The organism is Weizmannia agrestimuris, from assembly GCF_943193165.1.
In the GTDB taxonomy this organism is placed as follows: domain Bacteria; phylum Bacillota; class Bacilli; order Bacillales; family Bacillaceae_C; genus Weizmannia; species Weizmannia faecalis.
Genome location: NZ_CALPDC010000029.1, coordinates 1 through 17811, shown reverse-complemented (window position 1 = coordinate 17811; position 17811 = coordinate 1). Strand labels below are relative to the sequence as shown.

General features: G+C 44.8%; 19 protein-coding genes and 1 other RNA gene. 7 read left to right on the top strand and 13 right to left on the bottom strand.

What is annotated here, in order from left to right; translation table 11 throughout:
- Positions 1-8: 8 nt before the first annotated feature.
- The 6 genes from NFR98_RS11130 to NFR98_RS11105 all read right to left on the bottom strand — a co-directional run bounded on the left by NFR98_RS11130 (position 9) and on the right by NFR98_RS11105 (position 6694).
- Complete coding sequence (locus tag NFR98_RS11130) at positions 9-1094, bottom strand: DUF871 domain-containing protein (RefSeq protein WP_014096147.1); 1086 nt, start codon at positions 1092-1094, stop codon at positions 9-11.
- A gap of 33 nt (positions 1095-1127) precedes the next feature.
- Positions 1128-1439, bottom strand: coding sequence for a PTS sugar transporter subunit IIA (locus NFR98_RS11125; protein WP_237340715.1), 312 nt, complete (start codon positions 1437-1439; stop codon positions 1128-1130).
- Positions 1440-1474: 35 nt separating this feature from the next.
- Positions 1475-1807, bottom strand: coding sequence for a PTS sugar transporter subunit IIB (locus tag NFR98_RS11120; protein ID WP_035189728.1), 333 nt, complete (start codon positions 1805-1807; stop codon positions 1475-1477).
- 124 nt (positions 1808-1931) lie between these two features.
- Positions 1932-3794, bottom strand: a complete 1863-nt coding sequence (locus NFR98_RS11115; protein WP_251460152.1) for a BglG family transcription antiterminator — start codon at positions 3792-3794, stop codon at positions 1932-1934.
- 148 nt (positions 3795-3942) lie between these two features.
- Positions 3943-5142, bottom strand: a complete 1200-nt coding sequence (locus NFR98_RS11110; RefSeq protein WP_046721834.1) for an MFS transporter — start codon at positions 5140-5142, stop codon at positions 3943-3945.
- A gap of 538 nt (positions 5143-5680) precedes the next feature.
- Positions 5681-6694, bottom strand: a complete 1014-nt coding sequence (locus NFR98_RS11105) for an NADP-dependent oxidoreductase (protein ID WP_251460150.1) — start codon at positions 6692-6694, stop codon at positions 5681-5683.
- 725 nt (positions 6695-7419) lie between these two features.
- On the opposite strand from NFR98_RS11105, the gene NFR98_RS11100 reads away from it, so the two are divergent.
- Both NFR98_RS11100 and NFR98_RS11095 read left to right on the top strand, forming a co-directional pair.
- A complete protein-coding gene (locus tag NFR98_RS11100; protein ID WP_251460148.1) occupies positions 7420-8598 on the top strand; it encodes a CaiB/BaiF CoA transferase family protein in 1179 nt (392 codons plus the stop codon).
- Between the two features lie 3 nt (positions 8599-8601).
- The gene (locus NFR98_RS11095) at positions 8602-9813 is read left to right on the top strand and encodes an acyl-CoA dehydrogenase family protein (RefSeq protein ID WP_251460146.1); all 1212 of its coding nucleotides are present in this window, start codon (positions 8602-8604) and stop codon (positions 9811-9813) included.
- A 268-nt stretch (positions 9814-10081) separates the two neighbouring features.
- On the opposite strand, the gene NFR98_RS11090 is transcribed toward NFR98_RS11095, so the two are convergent.
- The 6 genes from NFR98_RS11090 to NFR98_RS11065 form a co-directional block, all read right to left on the bottom strand.
- Positions 10082-10405, bottom strand: a complete 324-nt coding sequence (locus NFR98_RS11090; RefSeq protein WP_014096155.1) for a DUF3870 domain-containing protein — start codon at positions 10403-10405, stop codon at positions 10082-10084.
- Positions 10406-10535: 130 nt separating this feature from the next.
- On the bottom strand, positions 10536-10811 hold the full coding sequence (locus tag NFR98_RS11085; RefSeq protein WP_168985874.1) for a FliH/SctL family protein: 276 nt from the start codon (positions 10809-10811) through the stop codon (positions 10536-10538).
- A gap of 1 nt (position 10812) precedes the next feature.
- The gene (locus tag NFR98_RS11080; protein WP_251460144.1) at positions 10813-11724 is read right to left on the bottom strand and encodes an RpnC/YadD family protein; all 912 of its coding nucleotides are present in this window, start codon (positions 11722-11724) and stop codon (positions 10813-10815) included.
- Between the two features lie 211 nt (positions 11725-11935).
- Entirely contained in the window at positions 11936-12463 is a 528-nt protein-coding gene (locus tag NFR98_RS11075) for a hypothetical protein (protein ID WP_017550735.1), read from the bottom strand.
- A gap of 68 nt (positions 12464-12531) precedes the next feature.
- Positions 12532-12756: a hypothetical protein gene (locus NFR98_RS11070; RefSeq protein ID WP_017550734.1), complete on the bottom strand. Its 225-nt coding sequence runs from the start codon at positions 12754-12756 to the stop codon at positions 12532-12534.
- On the bottom strand, positions 12747-13058 hold the full coding sequence (locus NFR98_RS11065; protein WP_035191206.1) for a hypothetical protein: 312 nt from the start codon (positions 13056-13058) through the stop codon (positions 12747-12749). Before NFR98_RS11065 ends, NFR98_RS11070 begins: the two co-directional genes overlap by 10 nt.
- Positions 13059-13536: 478 nt before the next feature.
- Between NFR98_RS11065 and NFR98_RS11060 the strand changes: the two genes are divergently transcribed.
- The 4 genes from NFR98_RS11060 (at position 13537) to NFR98_RS11045 (ending at position 15450) form a co-directional block, all read left to right on the top strand.
- The gene (locus tag NFR98_RS11060; protein WP_014097486.1) at positions 13537-13887 is read left to right on the top strand and encodes a hypothetical protein; all 351 of its coding nucleotides are present in this window, start codon (positions 13537-13539) and stop codon (positions 13885-13887) included.
- A gap of 345 nt (positions 13888-14232) precedes the next feature.
- Positions 14233-14595: a transfer-messenger RNA gene (gene ssrA / locus NFR98_RS11055) on the top strand.
- Positions 14596-14749: 154 nt separating this feature from the next.
- A complete protein-coding gene (locus NFR98_RS11050) occupies positions 14750-15118 on the top strand; it encodes a hypothetical protein (RefSeq protein WP_230090472.1) in 369 nt (122 codons plus the stop codon).
- 110 nt (positions 15119-15228) lie between these two features.
- Positions 15229-15450, top strand: coding sequence for a YdbC family protein (locus NFR98_RS11045; RefSeq protein ID WP_014097487.1), 222 nt, complete (start codon positions 15229-15231; stop codon positions 15448-15450).
- Positions 15451-15540: 90 nt separating this feature from the next.
- Here NFR98_RS11045 and NFR98_RS11040 read toward each other — a convergent pair whose 3' ends face one another.
- Positions 15541-16740 (bottom strand): S53 family peptidase, encoded by a 1200-nt coding sequence (locus tag NFR98_RS11040; protein ID WP_014097488.1) that lies wholly within the window; start codon positions 16738-16740, stop codon positions 15541-15543.
- Between the two features lie 537 nt (positions 16741-17277).
- Here NFR98_RS11040 and NFR98_RS15840 point away from each other — a divergent pair.
- A complete protein-coding gene (locus tag NFR98_RS15840) occupies positions 17278-17550 on the top strand; it encodes a fumarylacetoacetate hydrolase family protein (RefSeq protein ID WP_196491394.1) in 273 nt (90 codons plus the stop codon).
- Positions 17551-17811: the final 261 nt, after the last annotated feature.

Sequence of the window (17811 nt, the reverse complement as noted above, 5' to 3'; positions counted from 1 at the left end):
TTTACCCCCTATGAAAAAATCAATTTGAAAGTGGACCAAGGCTGCAGGTAATCCAATAAGAAAACGGCTTCTTCTTTCACATGGCCGACAACATTGCGGTTTCCTTCGTTCTCCATCTCTTTCAATGCAATCTGAAGCTCCCCTTTGTACTGTCCAAAACGATCATTGCAAATTAACAGATCCCCGCGTTGAATCGGGCGCGTATCACCGGGCTCGATGTCGTGGTCCCGGTATTTTCTTCTTGTCACAGAAGAACGGATCATATATTCGGAACAATCCCCCCGGTACTGGTGAACTTCCTGCAAAATCTGATGTTCAATGTTTGACAGATTCGGCTGCAATTCCACTTCCAAAGAAGGATGGACATTCAAATAAACTGCTGACATGGCGCGCAACTCATCTTCCGTTGCATACGCATTGCCAATCAAAATATCATCAATGGTTCCCATGATGCGGTAATGCGCCACCTGGGTCAGCAGGCTGAGTTTGCGGTGCTGTTCCAGTGTGCAAAGCCCGGACTGGACCGGCCACGGCCCGAGATCCCCATAGCGGGAAGTGACAAACGCTGCAGTATGAATAGGGTATCCCCGGAAAACGGCTGTCGTTTGTTCAAAATGTTTCTGTGAAAGGCCCGAGTATCTCTGCGGATAAAAATTATGGGAGGCATATAGTTTTTCTGTATTCGGCCTGTAACTCATGATATGATCGATATACCTTGTTCCTGAACTCATATTAACTTCAATCTTGAGGCCGTACGGGTTTTGCGTCATTTTGGCTTCTTCAGCCCCGGTGAATCCAAGATCAAGACGGATGCCGGATGCCCCAAGATCTTTAAAAAAGCCGAGATCATCGTAACGGATCCCCAATTGTTCAAACAAACCCGGATTGATATCGAGTATCGTCTCCATACCGATTGCGTTTCCATAGTGGATAATATTTTTAAATTTCTGAATAACTTCTTCCTTATTCCCCTGAATTTCCAGCAAACTTGCAAAAATTCTTGTAAAATCGTATTTTTTTGCCAGATCCAAATAAGCTTTGTCCTCTTCAAAACGGCTGCGCGACGGATAAATAGAAATACCGATTTGTCCCAAATGGCACACGCTCCTCTCTGTAAATGGCTGCAGTTACCCTTTTGTCGTGACCTTCATATTTTGATAGACTTCTACCAATTCCCTTGCCAGATCTAAAAAAGTAATGGCATTCATCAAATGATCCTGCCCGTGTACCATAAGAAGTGATACGAAAATCGTTTGGCCGGATGCTTCCTGTTTTAAAAGATTGGTCTGAGCCTGGTGGGCCACCAGTAATTCCTGATCCGCCTCTTCCAGCTTTTGCCGGGCCATCGGAAAGTCCCCTTGCTTCGAAGCGTCCAGCGCCTCCATCCCAATGCTTTTGGCATTGCCGCTGTGAACAATCAAATCCAAGACGACATCCATTGTTTGCGGTTCTTCCAAATTGCACACCCCCTTCCTTATTTGCCGGCGTTTACAAGTTGCAACGCAGCATCCAGTACTTTTTCACCATTCATTTTTCCGTAGTCTTTCATGTCAATGACAGCCAAAGGAATATCCGTTTTTGCCAGCGCTTTTTCATATTTCTTTTTCATATAACGGACTTGCGGACCCAAAAGCAGCACATCTACATGCTCCTTTTTCAAAAATTTATCCGCTTCCGTTGAAGACATGGCCATCACTTCTGCGTTAATTCCCCGGTCCTGGGCCGAATGTTGCATTTTTTCCATCAGCAGGCTGGTGCTCATGCCTGCCGAGCAAACCAATAAGATCCGGATTTTTTCGTCTCCCATGATGCTCTCCTCCTGTCTTTTCTTGACACTTTCATTATAGAATGAAAGCGTTTCACTTTTATTCCGAATTTTTTCCGCTTGCAAGTGGAAAAAATCAAACAAAAAAGCCAATTGCAAAAAGCAATTAGCCCGCCTCCATGCATTGTATTAACTCTTCCACCGTGTTGCTTTTGATGATCTTTTGAACGGCTGCTTTGTTTTGGATGACCCCGGTTAAATATTTATACATCGCATTCAGATTGCCATCTTCTTTTCCGACATTGAGCAAACAAACCAGCTGCACCTTTTTGTCTTCATCCCACTGAATCGGCCGGATAAGTGTACAAATTGTCCAAAAGGTGCGGTGGGTAACCGATTCAATCGGATGCGGGACTGCGACCAGGTTGCCAAAAGCAGTCGATGCAATCGCCTCCCTTTTTAAAACAAGTGTTGCATAATTTTCCGGAACGGCATGCTGTTCGACTAATTTTTTGCATAAAAATTGAATGACTTTCTCCTTGCTGTCCAGCTCCTGATGGATAAATATTTTGGAAGGCGCCATATATTTCTGCACATTCCCTTTCAGACGGCCGATTTCCCGTTGGATATGGATGGCATCATTCTCTTCCAAAAAGTGACTGACCACCACAACAGGCACTGCTAAATAATCGGGAATCATGATCGTGCTGACAATCAGATCTACCCGTGACAAATCATAATCAGAGAGAGTGTAATAGCTGATCGTGTCCACAATCTCCATCTCATTTGCAAATCTGTTTTCCAGCTGATAGGACAAAATTTTGGCGCTGCCCAACCCTGTCGCGCACACAACAAGAACACGCTTCTTCTTTCTCATTCGCTCAAGCGCGATGGCAATATGAATGGCAAGATAACTGATTTCGTCCTCATTCACCTTTTTATGGATAACCGCTTCAATGCACTCGCCGGCAGCGACTGCCCCTTCAAAGGCAATGGGGAACTTGGTTTTCATTTCATTCAGCAACGGATTCCGGATATTCATCTTATATTTCATCCGGTTCAAGGATGTTTGCAGATGCAATGTCAGTCCGTTTCTGAATTCCTTGTCATTGCTGAAATCCCAATGAAACTGAGTCTTTAGTTTATGGAGGATGGCGTTGACAATATCATCAATCTCATCGGATACTTGCCGCGCTACATGCTTGGAGATCAGTTTTGTCCCCAGTAAATGGACGAGAATATAGTCTATTTCTGCAGGGGGAAACGGGATGCCGGAGATTTTTTCCACTTCCCCGGTAATTTCCTTTGCCACTTTCCTTTCAAAAGTGTAGGATTCTTTAAAGTGAAATGGCAACGGCTCAATCGTGAACCCGTCCTCGATTCTCTTGCATGCAAGGGTAATATGGGTTGCCAAATTTTGCAATTCTATATCGGAAAAGCGTATCCGGTATTTGGAAATAATGCGAATCAAGATTTGCTTTACTTTTTGGAATAAATCCTGATTGAACGGGGTATTTTGTTGACCCGGCTTATTTTGCCAGCCAAAAATGGAATCCGCCAGGCACAGCCTTTTTTTGAATTCACCGCCCTCCACTTTTGTTCCGTAATGCGGACGGTTAGCCAAGGTTAAGTCGTACTTTTTTAATATTTTCCTTACCTTTTTCAAATCCGTATGAAGTGTCGACTTTGAAACATACAGGTCTGCTTCCAAATCTTCCAGCCTCACATAATCTTTTTCCAGTAGCAAACGCTTTAAAATATACTTGACCCTTTCCTCCTGTTCTGCAAAAAGCCCGTTTTCCTCTAACTGGAGCAAACGACGATCGTCCATTTTTTCAAGGAGGTATCCCTTTCCCCTGAGCACTTTCAATTTTACGCCAAGCGCATCGCTCTTCTGTTGAATTTGCCGAATTTCCTCCCTTACCGTCCGGTCGCTAATGCCCAGCCGTTCCCCAATGGCCTTCGCATTCAGAGGGCCTGCTGACTTTTGTAACAACCATAATATTTGTTTTTGCCGATTCGAAATCAAAGCTTCTATTCCCCTTTCACTGCCCTGTTTAAAAGAAGCTGTTCATCCATATTTTACAGAACGATATACGAAAAAGGGTGCTTCCGCCGTTTCGAAGCATCCCTTTTTTTTAAAAAACTGTTCGCCTCTTGCCCGTACCGCAAAGACTTCACCTCGCATGTGATCGTTCTTTCATTAACGGGAAGGCAAAGCAGAGGCCAATGATAAAAAATAACGCCGCAATTTCAAAAACAGCCGTCACTGACAGCCATGTTTTCACCAGGCCGGCAAGGCTCATCGTGATCACCATTGCCCCCGTGAAAAGCGGGTAAAGCGTGCCGTTCACCCTGCCAATATAGTCCGCTTCCGTATTTTGTAAAACCATCGTGCTGATCCCGATTTGAATGCTTGGCAAGAACAGGCCGGAAACCAGCTCCGCAGCAAGCGTCAGCCAAAGAGAAGTTGACGCGCCGATCACCGCAAGCCCGAGGGCATTCGCGAGCAATCCGGTAAAGAGCAATTTAAGCGGGGAGACGGATCTCGAAAAAAACATTGAAAACGCGCCGCCTGCAATCATGCCGATCCCGTTTACCATTACGAGCCACTGGAGGTATTCTTTCGGCAGGCCGAGGCGATCGGTTACAAGAAAAATGTTCATCGGCTGAATGAGACCAACGCCCAGCCCGGCAGTAAGAAATCCGCAGCCAAGCAGCTTGAGTTCCTTTTTTGCAAGCACATAACGAACCCCGCTTTTCATTTCCTGGAAAATATTTGTCGCATTTTCAGCTTTTTTTACCTTTTCATCGCGCGGAATAAAAGACAAGGCCGCTGCGGAGAGCAGGAAAGCTACGCCGGTAATGGTTATCGAAAGATCAATGCCTAACCTTTGATAAGCAAACGTGCCGATCACAGGGCCAAAAATCATGAACACGGCATAAATCGTCTGGTAGACCGCCATCCCCTGCTGAATCAGGCGTTCTTCCAGATGTATTTTAAACAGCTTTAAACCTGACGGCTGTGAAAACTGCGATAAAGTGGAAGAAACGAGCATGGCAAAAAAGATCACCTGCCACGACCCAAATATAAGCGCCCCGATCACGACAAAAACCGAGGCGGCACTCAGCAAATCGCACCAGATCATCGTTTTCTTTGGCTGCCAGCGATCCGCATATGCCCCGCCGATAAAACTAAAGATGAAAATGGGCAAATAATCTGCCACTGAAATCATTGATACCGCAAGCGGATTTCCGTTCGTTTTATCTGTAACAAACAACAGGACGGCAAAATTCCGTACCCAGATCCCGGCTTGCAAAAATAGTTCCGATAAAAAGATCATCCGGACAAACCGGTTAGTTAGCAGTTCTCTCAAATTTATATCCCCCTGCGCCGACACCATTGTGCCCCTATCATACCGGAATCACCAGGCGTGTGCAAGGTAAAGATATTTGACGATTTTCCCTCCGCACAGCCGGATTCTTGTGGTGAAATCATGAAAACTCCGCCAATAAAAAGGAAGATTTGCATGAGACCTGTTCGGTTTTTCATTGTGCTTTTAGCTTTTTTGAACATCTGTTAAATTCCAGAAACACGCGGGAAACAGAAACCGTTGGGGAAAAGACATCTTGCTCTGCCTTTCTCTCATTACACTCCGGTTTATAAACGCGGATTCAGCCACGGTCCAAATTTTTGGCCGACTTTACAGCATAATCAGGAATTCTTCTATATAAAAGAAGCAAGAACAATGCCCGGCCTTATTGTGAAATTCCATATAACTGGTTGAATGCACAAAAGAGGACATAACTTATTGTCAAGTACGGCAGCCTCTATCCTCGCCCCATACCTGATCAATGCATCGTTATGTCCCGACTGGTGCAGCCATACACCCATGATGATTGTTTCTTTCTACATTATTCAAATTCGCTGATTTTCACCAGCTGCTTTCCGATATTTTTTCCTTTAAACAAATCGAGAAAAGCGTCAATGATCGAATCAAAACCTTCTGTTATCGTTTCTTCATATTTTAATTTGCCTTCGTTCAACCAGGCAGCAAGCTGGGCGCCGGCTTCTTTAAAGCGGGAACTGTAATGGCCGACTGTAAAACCTTGCATCAGCGAACTCGTTTTGATTAAATATTGCTGTACACGCGGCCCGACGTCCGGCTCTGTTTTATTGTAAGCGGATATGGCACCGCATACCGGAATGCGCGCAAAATCGTTCAATAGCGGAAAGACCGCGTCGGAAATTTCACCGCCGACATTGTCAAAATAGACATCAACACCGTCAGGGCATGCTTCTTTCAGTGTCTTTCTGACATTTTCCGTTTTATAATTAATGGCTGCATCAAACCCTAATGTTTCTGTCAGATAGCGGCATTTTTCCTCCGATCCGGCAATTCCAACAGCACGTGCTCCTTTGATTTTTGCGATCTGGCCGACAGTGGAGCCAACCGCCCCTGCAGCACCCGATACAACCACCGTTTCACCTACTTTTGGTTTCCCGATATCGAGCAAACCAAAATACGCGGTGAGCCCGGTCATTCCAATAATGCCAAGATGGGTCGTTATGGGTGCAAGATCGGGATCCAGCTTCCGAATCGTTTTTTCATGTGCAATGGAATATGTTTCCCAGCCAAGCGTGCCGATCACGATGTCGCCCTTTTTAAATTGGGCGGACTGCGATGCGACAACCTGTCCGATCACGCCGCTTACAATGACATCATTCAGCTGAAAAGGCGGGATATACGATTTCACATCTTCCATTCTTCCCCTTAAGTACGGATCAACGGAAATATATACATTTCGAATTAGCACTTCGCCTTCACCTGGTGTGCCAATTGGCGCTTCGGTAAAAGCGAAATCCTCCATTGTTGGCGTTCCAACAGGCCTTCTTGCCAGCCGGATCTGTTTTTTGTTCCCATCCATGAAAATCCCTCCTGAACAACCATTTTCCTATAATTTAACATTCCCCAATTCCGCGGTCAAAAATAAAACAATCAAGTTTTTCCGGATATTGGCATTCAACCTACATTGGATAAGAATGAAATCCGAAACGATCACGCGCTATGCGAATGCACTTTAGGACTGTATGGATAGGCCGCCGCTATCAGCATGGCCAATCTGACTGTTTGTTTTGATTTTCTTATAAAAATATTCAAAAACGATTTACAATTTTTCCGGAATGGATTATCCTATATACATAACACCCGCCAAGCTTTGTGCGATGTTCCCTTCCCGGAATGCGTGAACAAAGCCAGCCGGGGGTAATCCAATTAGGGCTTGCTGAACGAATCCGATTCTAAGTTTGTACCCAATTTGTCTGCAAGCTCTGTCTCAAAAATTTAGAAGAATCCTTTTGCGAAAAGGGGAGATTTCATCTTCTCCATACGTTGAATCGGGTTTCGAGTGCAAGCATTTCCCTGGATCTGTGGTAAAACCTTTGCATTTAAATGGTTGCCAAAGCTGTTAGCAGCCTTGCCAAATCGAGGAACTTTGCTTATTCAGCAAGCCCCAATTAAAGAAAGACATAACTGTTTATTCTGCCTGCTTATCCCGCAAGATAAGCTGTCCGGCAGAAAAAGCCAGTCATTTTATCCGTGCCTCATGGATGCAATGCTGGCTTTTTCTACTTTTTGAAAGGAGTGGATAGGTTGAAATCCGCATTGTCCGGGATAAAAGTGCTTGACTTAACAAGGGTGCTGGCCGGGCCTTTTTGCACAATGATCCTTGGCGATCTCGGTGCAGAAGTGATCAAAGTCGAAGCACCCGGCGGGAGTGACGAAACACGGGGATGGGGGCCGCCGTTCCAGCAAAACGTAAGCGCTTACTATTTATGCGCCAACCGGAATAAAAAAAGCATTACGCTTGATTTAAAACGTGAAAGCGGAAAAGAAATCATTCGCAGGCTGGCGCAAAATAGCGATGTTGTCATCCATAATTTTAAAACCGGCACGATGGAGCGGCTTGGGCTCGGATACGAAACGCTCCGGGCACTCAACCCGCGGCTCGTCTACTGTTCGATTACGGGGTTCGGGGAAACCGGCCCGTACAAAGATTTGCCCGGCTACGATTTTATCATCCAGGCGATGAGCGGGCTGATGAGCATCACAGGCGAAGAAAATGGGCCGCCGCTGAAAACAGGCGTCGCCATTACCGATGTTTTAACTGGGCTGTATGCCTGCATCGGCATAGAGGCTGCCCTTTTGGCAAGGGAGCATACGGGGAAAGGGCAGAAAATCGACCTTTCGCTTTACGATTCAGCTACAACGGCCCTTGTTAATATTGCCAGCAACTTTCTTATGTCGGGTAACATTCCCGGGCGGCCTGGCAACCGGCATCCCAATATTGTCCCTTATCAATCTTTTCAAACGAGCGACGGGGAGATTGCGATCGCCGTTGGAAACGACCGCCAGTTTCAGACGCTTTGTGAACTGCTCGGACTGGGGCAGCTTGCATCGGATGAAAGATTCGCGACAAATCCGAAACGGGTTGAAAACCGTGAGATGCTGATCCCGATTTTGGAACAGGTTTTTCGGACCCGGCCGGTTTCCTTCTGGCGTGAAGCATTGGAGAAGCGGAAAATTCCGTGCGGCCCAATCCAAAACCTGCAGCAGGTAACGGCCGATCCGCAGCTTGAGGCAAGGGAAATGTTTATTAAAATGGAGCACCCGGTTGCCGGGGAAATCAAACTTGTCGCAAGCCCGTTAAAACTATCTGAAACCCCTGTCCGGTACGTGCAACACCCGCCCATTGCGGGAGAGCACACAGAAGAGATTTTACGCAGGATCGGGTTTTCACAAGAAGAAATTGAAGCGTACAAGGAGGAATGAATCATGCATTTTGAATTAACGGAAGAACAGGAACTTTTAAAGAAAACCGTACGGAATTTTGTAGATAAAGAGATTATGCCTAACATTCGCGAATGGGATGAGAACCATCATTTTGAAACCAGCCTGTTGAAAAAGCTGGCGGATCTCGGCCTGATGGGGGTCTGCATCCCGGAAAAATATGGCGGAAGCGGCATGGATTATAACGCGCTCGCGATTGTATGCGAAGAACTCGAGCGGGGGGATACCGCCTTCCGGACGGCCGTGAGCGTCCACACCGGCTTAAACAGCCTCACCCTTTTGCAGTGGGGAACAGAGGCACAAAAACAGAAATACCTTGTCCCGCAAGCAAAAGGCGAGAAAATCGGGGCATTCGGCCTCACGGAACCGGACGCGGGCTCGGATGTTGCCGGCATTGGCACAACGGCCGAAAAAGACGGGGACTTTTATATCTTAAACGGGCAGAAAACATGGATCTCGCTTTGCGATGTCGCGGACCATTTTCTCGTATTTGCTTACACCGATAAAGCGAAAAAACATCATGGCATTTCCGCATTTATCGTGGAGCGCACATTGCCGGGCTTTTCTTCGAAAGCGATTAAAGGCAAACTCGGGATCCGAGCCGGAAATACCGGGGAACTGTTTTTTGACAATGTGCGGGTGCCGAAAGAAAACCTGCTTGGGGAAGAAGGCGAAGGATTCAAAATCGCCATGTCGGCGCTTGACAATGGCCGTTTTACCGTGGCAGCCGGCGCGTGCGGGCTGATCCAGGCCTGCCTTGAAGCAAGCGTAAAATACTGCCATGAGCGGAAAACATTCGGGCGTGAAATTGGCAAACACCAGCTTGTCCAGCAAATGATTGCGAAAATGGAAGCAGGCTACCAAATGAGCCGTCTCCTCGTTTTCCGCGCTGGCGAACTGAAAAACCAAGGGAAGCGCAACACCCGCGAAACCTCGCTCGCCAAATGGCAAGCGTGCGACTTCGCCAATGAAGCCGCCAACGATGCCGTCCAAATTCATGGCGCGTACGGCTACTCAAGCGAATACCCGGTTGAACGCTACTTACGCAACTCGAAGGCACCGGTCATTTACGAAGGCACTCGCGAAATTCACACGATCATGCAGGCAGAATACGTCCTCGGTTATCGTACGGACAAACCGCTCAGCAAAATGCTGCCGGCCTGGCCGTTTACAGAAAGCGGTGCGGAGGAATCGTAACGGCACAGCTTCTATAATGAAATACCGGTGGCCTCGGCATAGAAATTTTTAACGACGTCATAAGCGGCAACAGGCTTGCTGGTCGAATCCGTTGTGGCTTTTTTTCCGGCTCATTCAGCAAGTGCTGCAATGTTTGCCATTCATAGAATGGATATCTGCAAAAATGGCTTTCGAGTGCAAAGCTTTTTCTCATTTTCTATAAAAACCTTACCTATAAAGTTTGGCTAAAACGCTCAGAATATGGTGAAAGCACGATTTGGATAGGGGGCTATTCCCCCTGTTTTGTTTTCAATACGAGACGATACTGTTTATACAAATCTTTAAAAGCAGAAATTAAGGCATTTGAAGCTTTGCCTAAGTAAAATTCCTGCAGTTGCTTCAATGGTTCCTCAATGCCATCATTTAAGCTGTAACCCCTAAGCAGATGGGAAATAAATTTCCTTCCGTGCTCCGTAGCCAGTGTACAGGAGACATCAAGAATGACACCGTACCTCATCTCAATTTCCGCCGTTATCGTCAAAGTATCATAAATATTTTGGGCCGCCATCCCGGACGGAAGCTTCGCATGGCCCGCAATAAAAGCAGTTTGCATCAACATCCCCCATTCGTGTAAAGCTTTATTCTTTATTCAGCAGCATGGCGGAGAATTCCTTGTACAGGCAAACGAGCGTACTTCAAAACCGCCTGCTGCAGGCTGGCGGTTTTGAAGTACAATGGTGTTCTTACCAATTGTTCTCCCTGTTGATTTTCATGATCTCGTCCTCACTCAAGCCGGATGCTTGGACGATGGCCTTCACATCCACTTGATTTTTTAGCAAGTTGATAATCAATCGTGTTCTTTCTTCTTCTCTTCTCTCCTTTACTCCTTCTTTAAATCCTTCTTTAAATCCCTCTTTAAATCCCTCTTTAAATCCTTTTTTATACCCGAGGTCATAATAATAGTTCGGCAAGTCTAAAACAACTTCTTTTCCATCCACACCAGGCAGTCTGACTTCCATCTTATGAATGCTCCAGTTGCTGTTTTATTTTTTCCACTTCTGTCTGGATCAGGCCGGTCATGTCAACAATCAATTGTGGTTCCAGGCCATTCTTGAGCATTCTGGAAACAATGGTTTGTAATAACTCCTCTCTTCCTTCTTCTCTGCCTTCCTCTTTCCCCTTCTTATACCCGCGGTCAAAATAGGAATTCGGCAGCTTCAATACTTGCTCTGCTTCGTCTGGATCCAGCATTTTAATGTTTTCCATTACTTCCGCCTCCTCTTTTTCGTTCAATTTTAAATAATAATCAAAGAAACCGTGTAACAGCCTCATTTTTGCAGGATCGAGTTCCATCCGGGCCAGCATCCGCAGAAACTCCAGTTTGACCTGCACCCGTTCTTTTTCTGTGTACCCCATTTTGCTTAATAATGCCGCGGCAACAGGGTTGTCGCTCCGGATATAATTTCTCCAATTTTGTTTCATCAGATGAATGGATAAATAGTGAAAACGAAGAATTTCAATGTTGTGGAACGCAAAGGTGTACGTATCAGGGGTTTCTGTTTTCTCCTCGTAACTAAAAACGGCAATCGGCAATACCGGTTTCCGGTGCCGGAGACTGATCATCATGTAATAACGAAACATGCGTTCAGGAAAAGGCTTCTCGTAATACGACTGCGGATCTACATGGATGAGAATCACCGTGTCTTTCCCTTTTACCTTTGTTTCGGCAAGGATATCAACCCGTTTTTGCTCACCGCCCGGAAAGTCCGTAAACTGTTCCTGCGACAAAAACCGCACCCGGCGGTAGTCGAGATCCGCTGACACATCCGGGAAAAACGCCTCCATAAACTCCTGAAAAAAGTTTTGGATCAGCTCCTTAAACAAACGATCATGCACGTGATAACCGGCATGTTTTTCCATTACAAGTTCCAATGGCAGCACTCCTTTTCTTATTTTTCAGTTTTATTATAAAGGACAAACGTTCGTTTTTCAATACCGGCTTATCTTTTTTTATAAACAAAACCGGCTTTTGCATTGTTTGCCTCCCATGCTTTAAAAACTTCAGACTACCCTGCAGGACGAGCTTTTTTACCGTTACCGGAATCAAGAAAGTGCCACTGCTTGCAAGTCTTTTAATTGAACTTTACTTTTTTCGACGAACGAAAAATTTTTTCGATTCCATAACCCATAAAGCAAAAATAAGCCCAAAAACGAATGCGTTCATAACCGGAATATCAAGAAAGCGCAGCATACGGAATTTTTCGTAAAAGAAAAAATGGTGCCAATAAAAGCCAAAATTCATTCCTATTACTTGTCCAAATAGAACTCCTGTGAGACTGACTTTGTTTTTTGGAGGTGAAACCCCTTTCTGTTCTAAATGCCAATTGATTTCTTTTGCGCGGTTAAAAGCTTGCCAAAGACAAAAACAGAGTACGGATGGATAAAACATGCCCCATTCATAATTAATCACATGATGCCCATTTTCAAAGTTCTCTTGGAATGCATAAATAATGGCCAAATTCAAACGGGACTGATGGTTAATGGTCAATTCCAAAGCCATAAAAAGAAAACCGAGCAAATAGTCACCGTTATAAAATTGACCAAATCCAGGCAATGCAAAAGACCACAAGAGTGCCGCAACCGGGGACTTATAATTTGTTGGCTTTTCCAAAAAGCATACTTCCTTTATTTCAATTTCTTTTTTGTTTCTTGTTGAGTATGTACGAAACGCTAAAGGATCTACTTTTTATCGTGTTTATCACAAAGAGACTCAATCCAGTGGCCTAAGGCAGCACAAATAGAGCCGATCACCAGCCCATTAATCACTGGCAAATCGAGAACACGCAAACATCCGAGCAACCTGAAAAAAGAGAAGTGCCAGAAGAGGCCAAAGTGGAAACCCGCCAACATGCCGAAAAAGAAACCGGTTAAATGTGTTGCTTTTTTTGGCTTTTTTACCCCCAATGATGCCAATCTCCGGTTAATGGATACCGACTGGTTAAAGGCTTGCCACAGGGAGAAGCAGTAAACGGCAGGAAAAAAATCCCCCACTCGGGATGGAATCGTTCGCTGGCCATGCCAAAATTTCCTTTGAACGCAACGTAAACCGACATATTCAAGTTCGACCCGAAATTGATGACTGCCGTACAAAGCATGAGCAGAAATCCGATAAAATAATCACCGTTGTAAAGCTGCCCGAAGCCCGGAAAGGCAGCCGACCACAGCAGGGCAGAAAGGGGGGACTTATACAGTTTTCTTTCATTCATTATTTTCACCTATAGGTATTGTATGTATTTTCTGCTGTATCATACTGTCAGGAAAACTCGCACAGTATTTTTTCTAAATTGTCATGACAGGAAATCATTTTCATAATATTCTAATAGGTACAGTGGATCAACTACTAGGACGGTAAAAATGCTGTGAACGATATGATAAAAGCGCAACAGAATTGGAAATGAAACCGATCAAAAAGATAAGGGGTTACCAACACAGTTTTTTCCGCTCTTAATGATATTTCCCTTCATTGGTGGCATCAGCGGTTTAATCCTCGTCAAACGGCGGAATTAAGCTACAGGACCATAACGGCCAGGTTGGTTGCCACTTGGCTTCTTCCTTTTTAAGAAAATAATCATCCCGCTTGCCAAAGACACGAAAGATAGATCAGTGAAGTGTAAATATAGGGTATAGTAAAGAAAATAGCCTCTATGTTATACTTATCCTATCCGCAACAAAGGGGGAAAGACGATGGATGAAATTTTGAAGCAAATTCTTAGTGAACTAAAGGATTTAAAAAGTGATGTCTCCGGTTTAAAGAACGACGTCTCCAGCTTAAAAGCAGGCCAGGATCGATTGGAAAGTGATGTCTCCGGCTTAAAAGCAGGCCAGGAACGCATCGAAACCAAAGTTGACAATCTTACGTTAGAATTACGAAGCAATTTTAAATTTACAAATGATAAACTGGAAGAGCACAAAAAAGTTTTTACTGTTGTTTCAAATGAACTGAAAGGCGTAAAAGGCGATATCGAATTTCTAAGTGGAAAAACCGGCAGGCATGATACTAAAATTAATCATATTTTGAATATGCTGAGAGATTAAAGGACATGCACTCCGCATTTGCCGGATGTTTTTATGTGCGCCTGTTGACCCGCTACCATTCTTTCCGTACGATCGAGATTTTTAATGATTGAGAAAGACCTTCTGAAAAAGCCTCCGAGAATGAATTTTTAACTAGCGGATTACCGACAACGAAAGAAAAGGTGTGGGATATAAGATTGCAATGGATCATGACGTAACAAATCTTCATCTCTTATTCAGCTCATTTGAAAACTAGAAAAACTTTACACGTACGGGAAAATTGATCAATTGCATCTTGCGGAATTCATGTTATAATAGGATATGCAAGACCAGTAATAAGTAAAATCTGAAGCGCCCTTTTATATCGGGGACGTTACGGATTCGACAGGGATAGATCGAGCTCAAGTTGCGAGCCGGGGGGTCGTCCCCGTAACAACGCAACGCCTAAAAATAACTGGCAAATCTAACACTAAACTCGCTTTAGCTGCCTAATAAGCGCTAAGCGGATCCTCCCTCCATCGCCCACGTGGTAGGGTAAGGGTCTCAACTTCAGTGGGATACGCCGGCTGTCCTCCGCCTGGGGACGAAGGAAGAGACCAATCAGGCTAGCGCACCGGACGCCCGCCGATAGGCAGATGGCTGCGCGAAATGCGAATATATCGGCTACGCTCGTAGACGCTTGAGTGGCGATATTTCTGGACGTGGGTTCGACTCCCACCGTCTCCATTTTAAGAAAAATAAAGAACGGGATAAAAAGTCCGTGAACCCTTGATATGACTGGGTTTGCGGGCTTTTTGTTTTTGTGGAGAATGGGGAAGGAAACAGACGTTTCGGCAAACTTTTTGCATTAATTTTGCATTCCGAATGGCAATGTCTCTATCACGTGAGGTCCACTGATTTTAGCCAGTGCCAATATCCTTATATTATCGAGGAATTTTTTCTTTCTCTCGCTTTATTTGTTTTCATCGAATCTCAAGCATCTTTACAGGGGAAGCAAAAATCATGGCGGTCTATCCACCAGTATTACGGCATGAAAAAAGCGCTTCTCTCCACCATTAAAGCCATTGGAACGGAACGGCGTGCCAAAGTTATTTGGGATACACAGGGAAGCGGAAAAATCTATTCGATGGTATTTTTAGCCGGAAACCTTGTCAAAAGCGAGGAGCTGAAAAATCCGACAATTGCCCAACGCTCGGCAATGCAGTTAAAACAGCCAGGCAGCCAAGTCAGCAGGATTGAAAGTCAATATTAATACTTTTGAACATAAAAATGTGATGAGAACCGTATTGATTTCCAGACCGGAATCCTGCACTATTAAAGTAAGGTTCCAAATTTTTATGATGGGAAAAGGTGGTCATTGACATGGCAGATTTTAAATATGAAATCAAAGAAACAATCGGAACAATTTCTGAATCTCCAAAAGGATGGACAAAAGAACTGAACTTAGTCAGCTGGAACGGAAAGGCGCCGAAATTTGATCTGCGTGACTGGGCGCCGGAACATGAGAAAATGGGGAAAGGGATTACGCTGAATACGGATGAACTGAAGGCGCTGAAGGACTTACTGAATCAGATGGAATTATAAAGGATGCTCTTAAAAGTCTGAAACGTCATTTGGGCGGCTTCTTTTCAGTACGGCTGTCCCGATCCTGCTTTCGGGACAGCCTCAGGATTTTTATTTTGTTAATGAAAGTGCTGGCACAATTTTATCTGCAATCGGGCTACCGATGCCGGTGACGAGATCATAACCGGCTGCTGCGGCATAACCGTTGCTTCCGGTTTGAATATCATGGTAATTCGCAGTATAGCCGCTGCTTCCGGTTGTGCCGGCGGTATTATAAACAGTGCTAAGGACTTGTGCACTTGATAAGGATTGCGTGCGTCCTTCATTTGCCAGTGCGATGAGCGCTCCCCAGGCAGGTGCACTAAAGCTTGTTCCGCCAACTTGGAACCAGCCGGATTGGCCATTGTCTTTTGTGCTGGAGTAGACATAGACACCTGTGTTCGGATCCGCATCAAAAGATACATCCGGGATACCGCGTTTTGCGCCGACGATACTTGTCCAACCGGATTGATAGGAAGGCCGGCTTTCGTAAGTGCTGGTAGCCCCTCCAGAACCTGACCATGCAGATTCACTACCGTACTGGCCAGCGCTGGTCAAATTTAAAGTTGTGCCGCCCACCGCAACAACATTCGGTGAGGATGCAGGCCACGAACTGCCACTCCCGTTATCTCCGGAAGAAGCGAGGTAAGTAATGCCGGTATGATTAAAATGACTGTTATAGGAAGATTCGGTTGAAAATTCTGACCCTCCCCAGCTGTTAGAGACAACGGTTGCTCCATGACTTGTTGCGTAATCTTCTGCTGCCAGTAAATTAGTGATTGAAGCGGATTTAGCAGCAACTACCATAATTTTTGCACTCGGGGCAAGCGCGTGTGCCCATTCAACATCAAGGGCTATTTCGAGCGCCCAACCCTCGTCTTTTTTAGGTTTGCCGCCTGGATAAGCGACTTCAATGTTGGCGCTTGGAAGTCCGAACTGCTGGTCGAACGTGTTGAGGTCGCTGGTAATGGTCGGGCTGCCATACGCTTCGATCAGCGCGATGGTCTGGCCGGCACCTGTCTTGCTTAATTGATCAATGCCGTAAGCCTTTTTGATTTGTGCTGGTGAGTAAACAGTTGAGACAGCATTTGGATGAATCCCGTTTGAGTTGTGTTTGTAATGAAGCGGATGATGTGCAACCCAGCCTTTTACCCTATCGGCTGCTGCTATTGTTTTTGCACTGGCAGTCGTGGCTGTGGCAGCTGTTCCCGCAAATAGCGTAATCGATGCGGCAATAAAGCAAATTTCCAGTTTTTTTACCAGTTTTTTCAACTTGATCCCTCCTGATTTTGTAAGAATGGCAGCAAAAAAGAAAAAAATCCTCACCTCCTTGCTTGAACCTGCTATTTTTGTTGAAGGATGGAAGAATCATAGATTGCGGGGAATACCACGTATCCTGTTGCGGCGGTTTTTTTCTTGTTTCAACATCAATAGTAAAATCAATCTTAGCATGCGAAATATAAAATTATTGACGAAATATTGTGAATTTACATAAAAAATAAAAAAATAGTAAAATGTAACTAGTCTATTAGCCTGATGATAGCGCTTTTTTCCCATTCAACGAATCTGTAAAAATCTATACCGAATCCTAATGCTTACAGCTATTGAACTTTTAAAATCTGCCGGCAAGGAATTGAAGCGTATTTTATCAATATATTATGGTTAACACCATGCTTACTTAAAGAACAAATGGGTGAAGAAAAAAACAGAGAAGTGTCTTATAGAAAGATCTAAAGGACACTGCGTTGATGAAAAAGCAGAGAATTTCTGGATTATTATCTGTCTGTACCATCGTAAACTTTAGACTCCGTGTACCGAACCGTACGCACGGCGGGGTTATCCAGAAGTCTGGATAAGTGGTGTGAGAGGCCGGCTAATCAAATAAAGCTCGATTATGAAGTTGAAATTGCAGTTGTAATAGGCAAGAACGGAAGAAGAACTCCTGAAGAAAAAGCTTTTGAATATATTGCAGGTTATCCTATTTACAATGACGGCTCGGTTCGTGACTGGCAACAACACACTTTCCAATGGGGATCAGGTAAAAACTTTGAAAGGACAGGGGCATTAGGGCTTGGATGGTGACAAAAGATGAAATCCAAGACGGGGATGTGCTGACACTGGAAACACGATTGAACGGCGAAGTCATGCAACATGCAACTACAGACATGGTATGTGTAAAATTTTACTCGAAGGGGCAAATGAGTGGAAAAAAATGGGAAGACGCTCTATCATCTAATTGTACACTTCAAGATGAACATCTAGAGAGAGAGGTCTTCCCATGGATATTATATCAATAATTGCTGGATTATTAAAGGATACAAAGAGTCTTATCGAATTTGAAGA

Excerpts from the sequence above, each read along its gene's own strand:
- NFR98_RS11065 (WP_035191206.1), bottom strand. The coding sequence starts at position 13,058 with ATGAATGAAAGAAAACTGTATAAGTCCCCCCTTTCTGCCCTGCTGTGG.
- NFR98_RS11045 (WP_014097487.1), top strand. The coding sequence starts at position 15,229 with ATGGCAGATTTTAAATATGAAATCAAAGAAACAATCGGAACAATTTCT.
- NFR98_RS11060 (WP_014097486.1), top strand. The coding sequence starts at position 13,537 with ATGGATGAAATTTTGAAGCAAATTCTTAGTGAACTAAAGGATTTAAAA.
- NFR98_RS11095 (WP_251460146.1), top strand. The coding sequence starts at position 8,602 with ATGCATTTTGAATTAACGGAAGAACAGGAACTTTTAAAGAAAACCGTA.
- NFR98_RS11090 (WP_014096155.1), bottom strand. The coding sequence starts at position 10,405 with ATGCAAACTGCTTTTATTGCGGGCCATGCGAAGCTTCCGTCCGGGATG.
- NFR98_RS11105 (WP_251460150.1), bottom strand. The coding sequence starts at position 6,694 with ATGGATGGGAACAAAAAACAGATCCGGCTGGCAAGAAGGCCTGTTGGA.
- NFR98_RS11125 (WP_237340715.1), bottom strand. The coding sequence starts at position 1,439 with ATGGATGTCGTCTTGGATTTGATTGTTCACAGCGGCAATGCCAAAAGC.
- NFR98_RS11085 (WP_168985874.1), bottom strand. The coding sequence starts at position 10,811 with ATGGAAGTCAGACTGCCTGGTGTGGATGGAAAAGAAGTTGTTTTAGAC.
- NFR98_RS11120 (WP_035189728.1), bottom strand. The coding sequence starts at position 1,807 with ATGGGAGACGAAAAAATCCGGATCTTATTGGTTTGCTCGGCAGGCATG.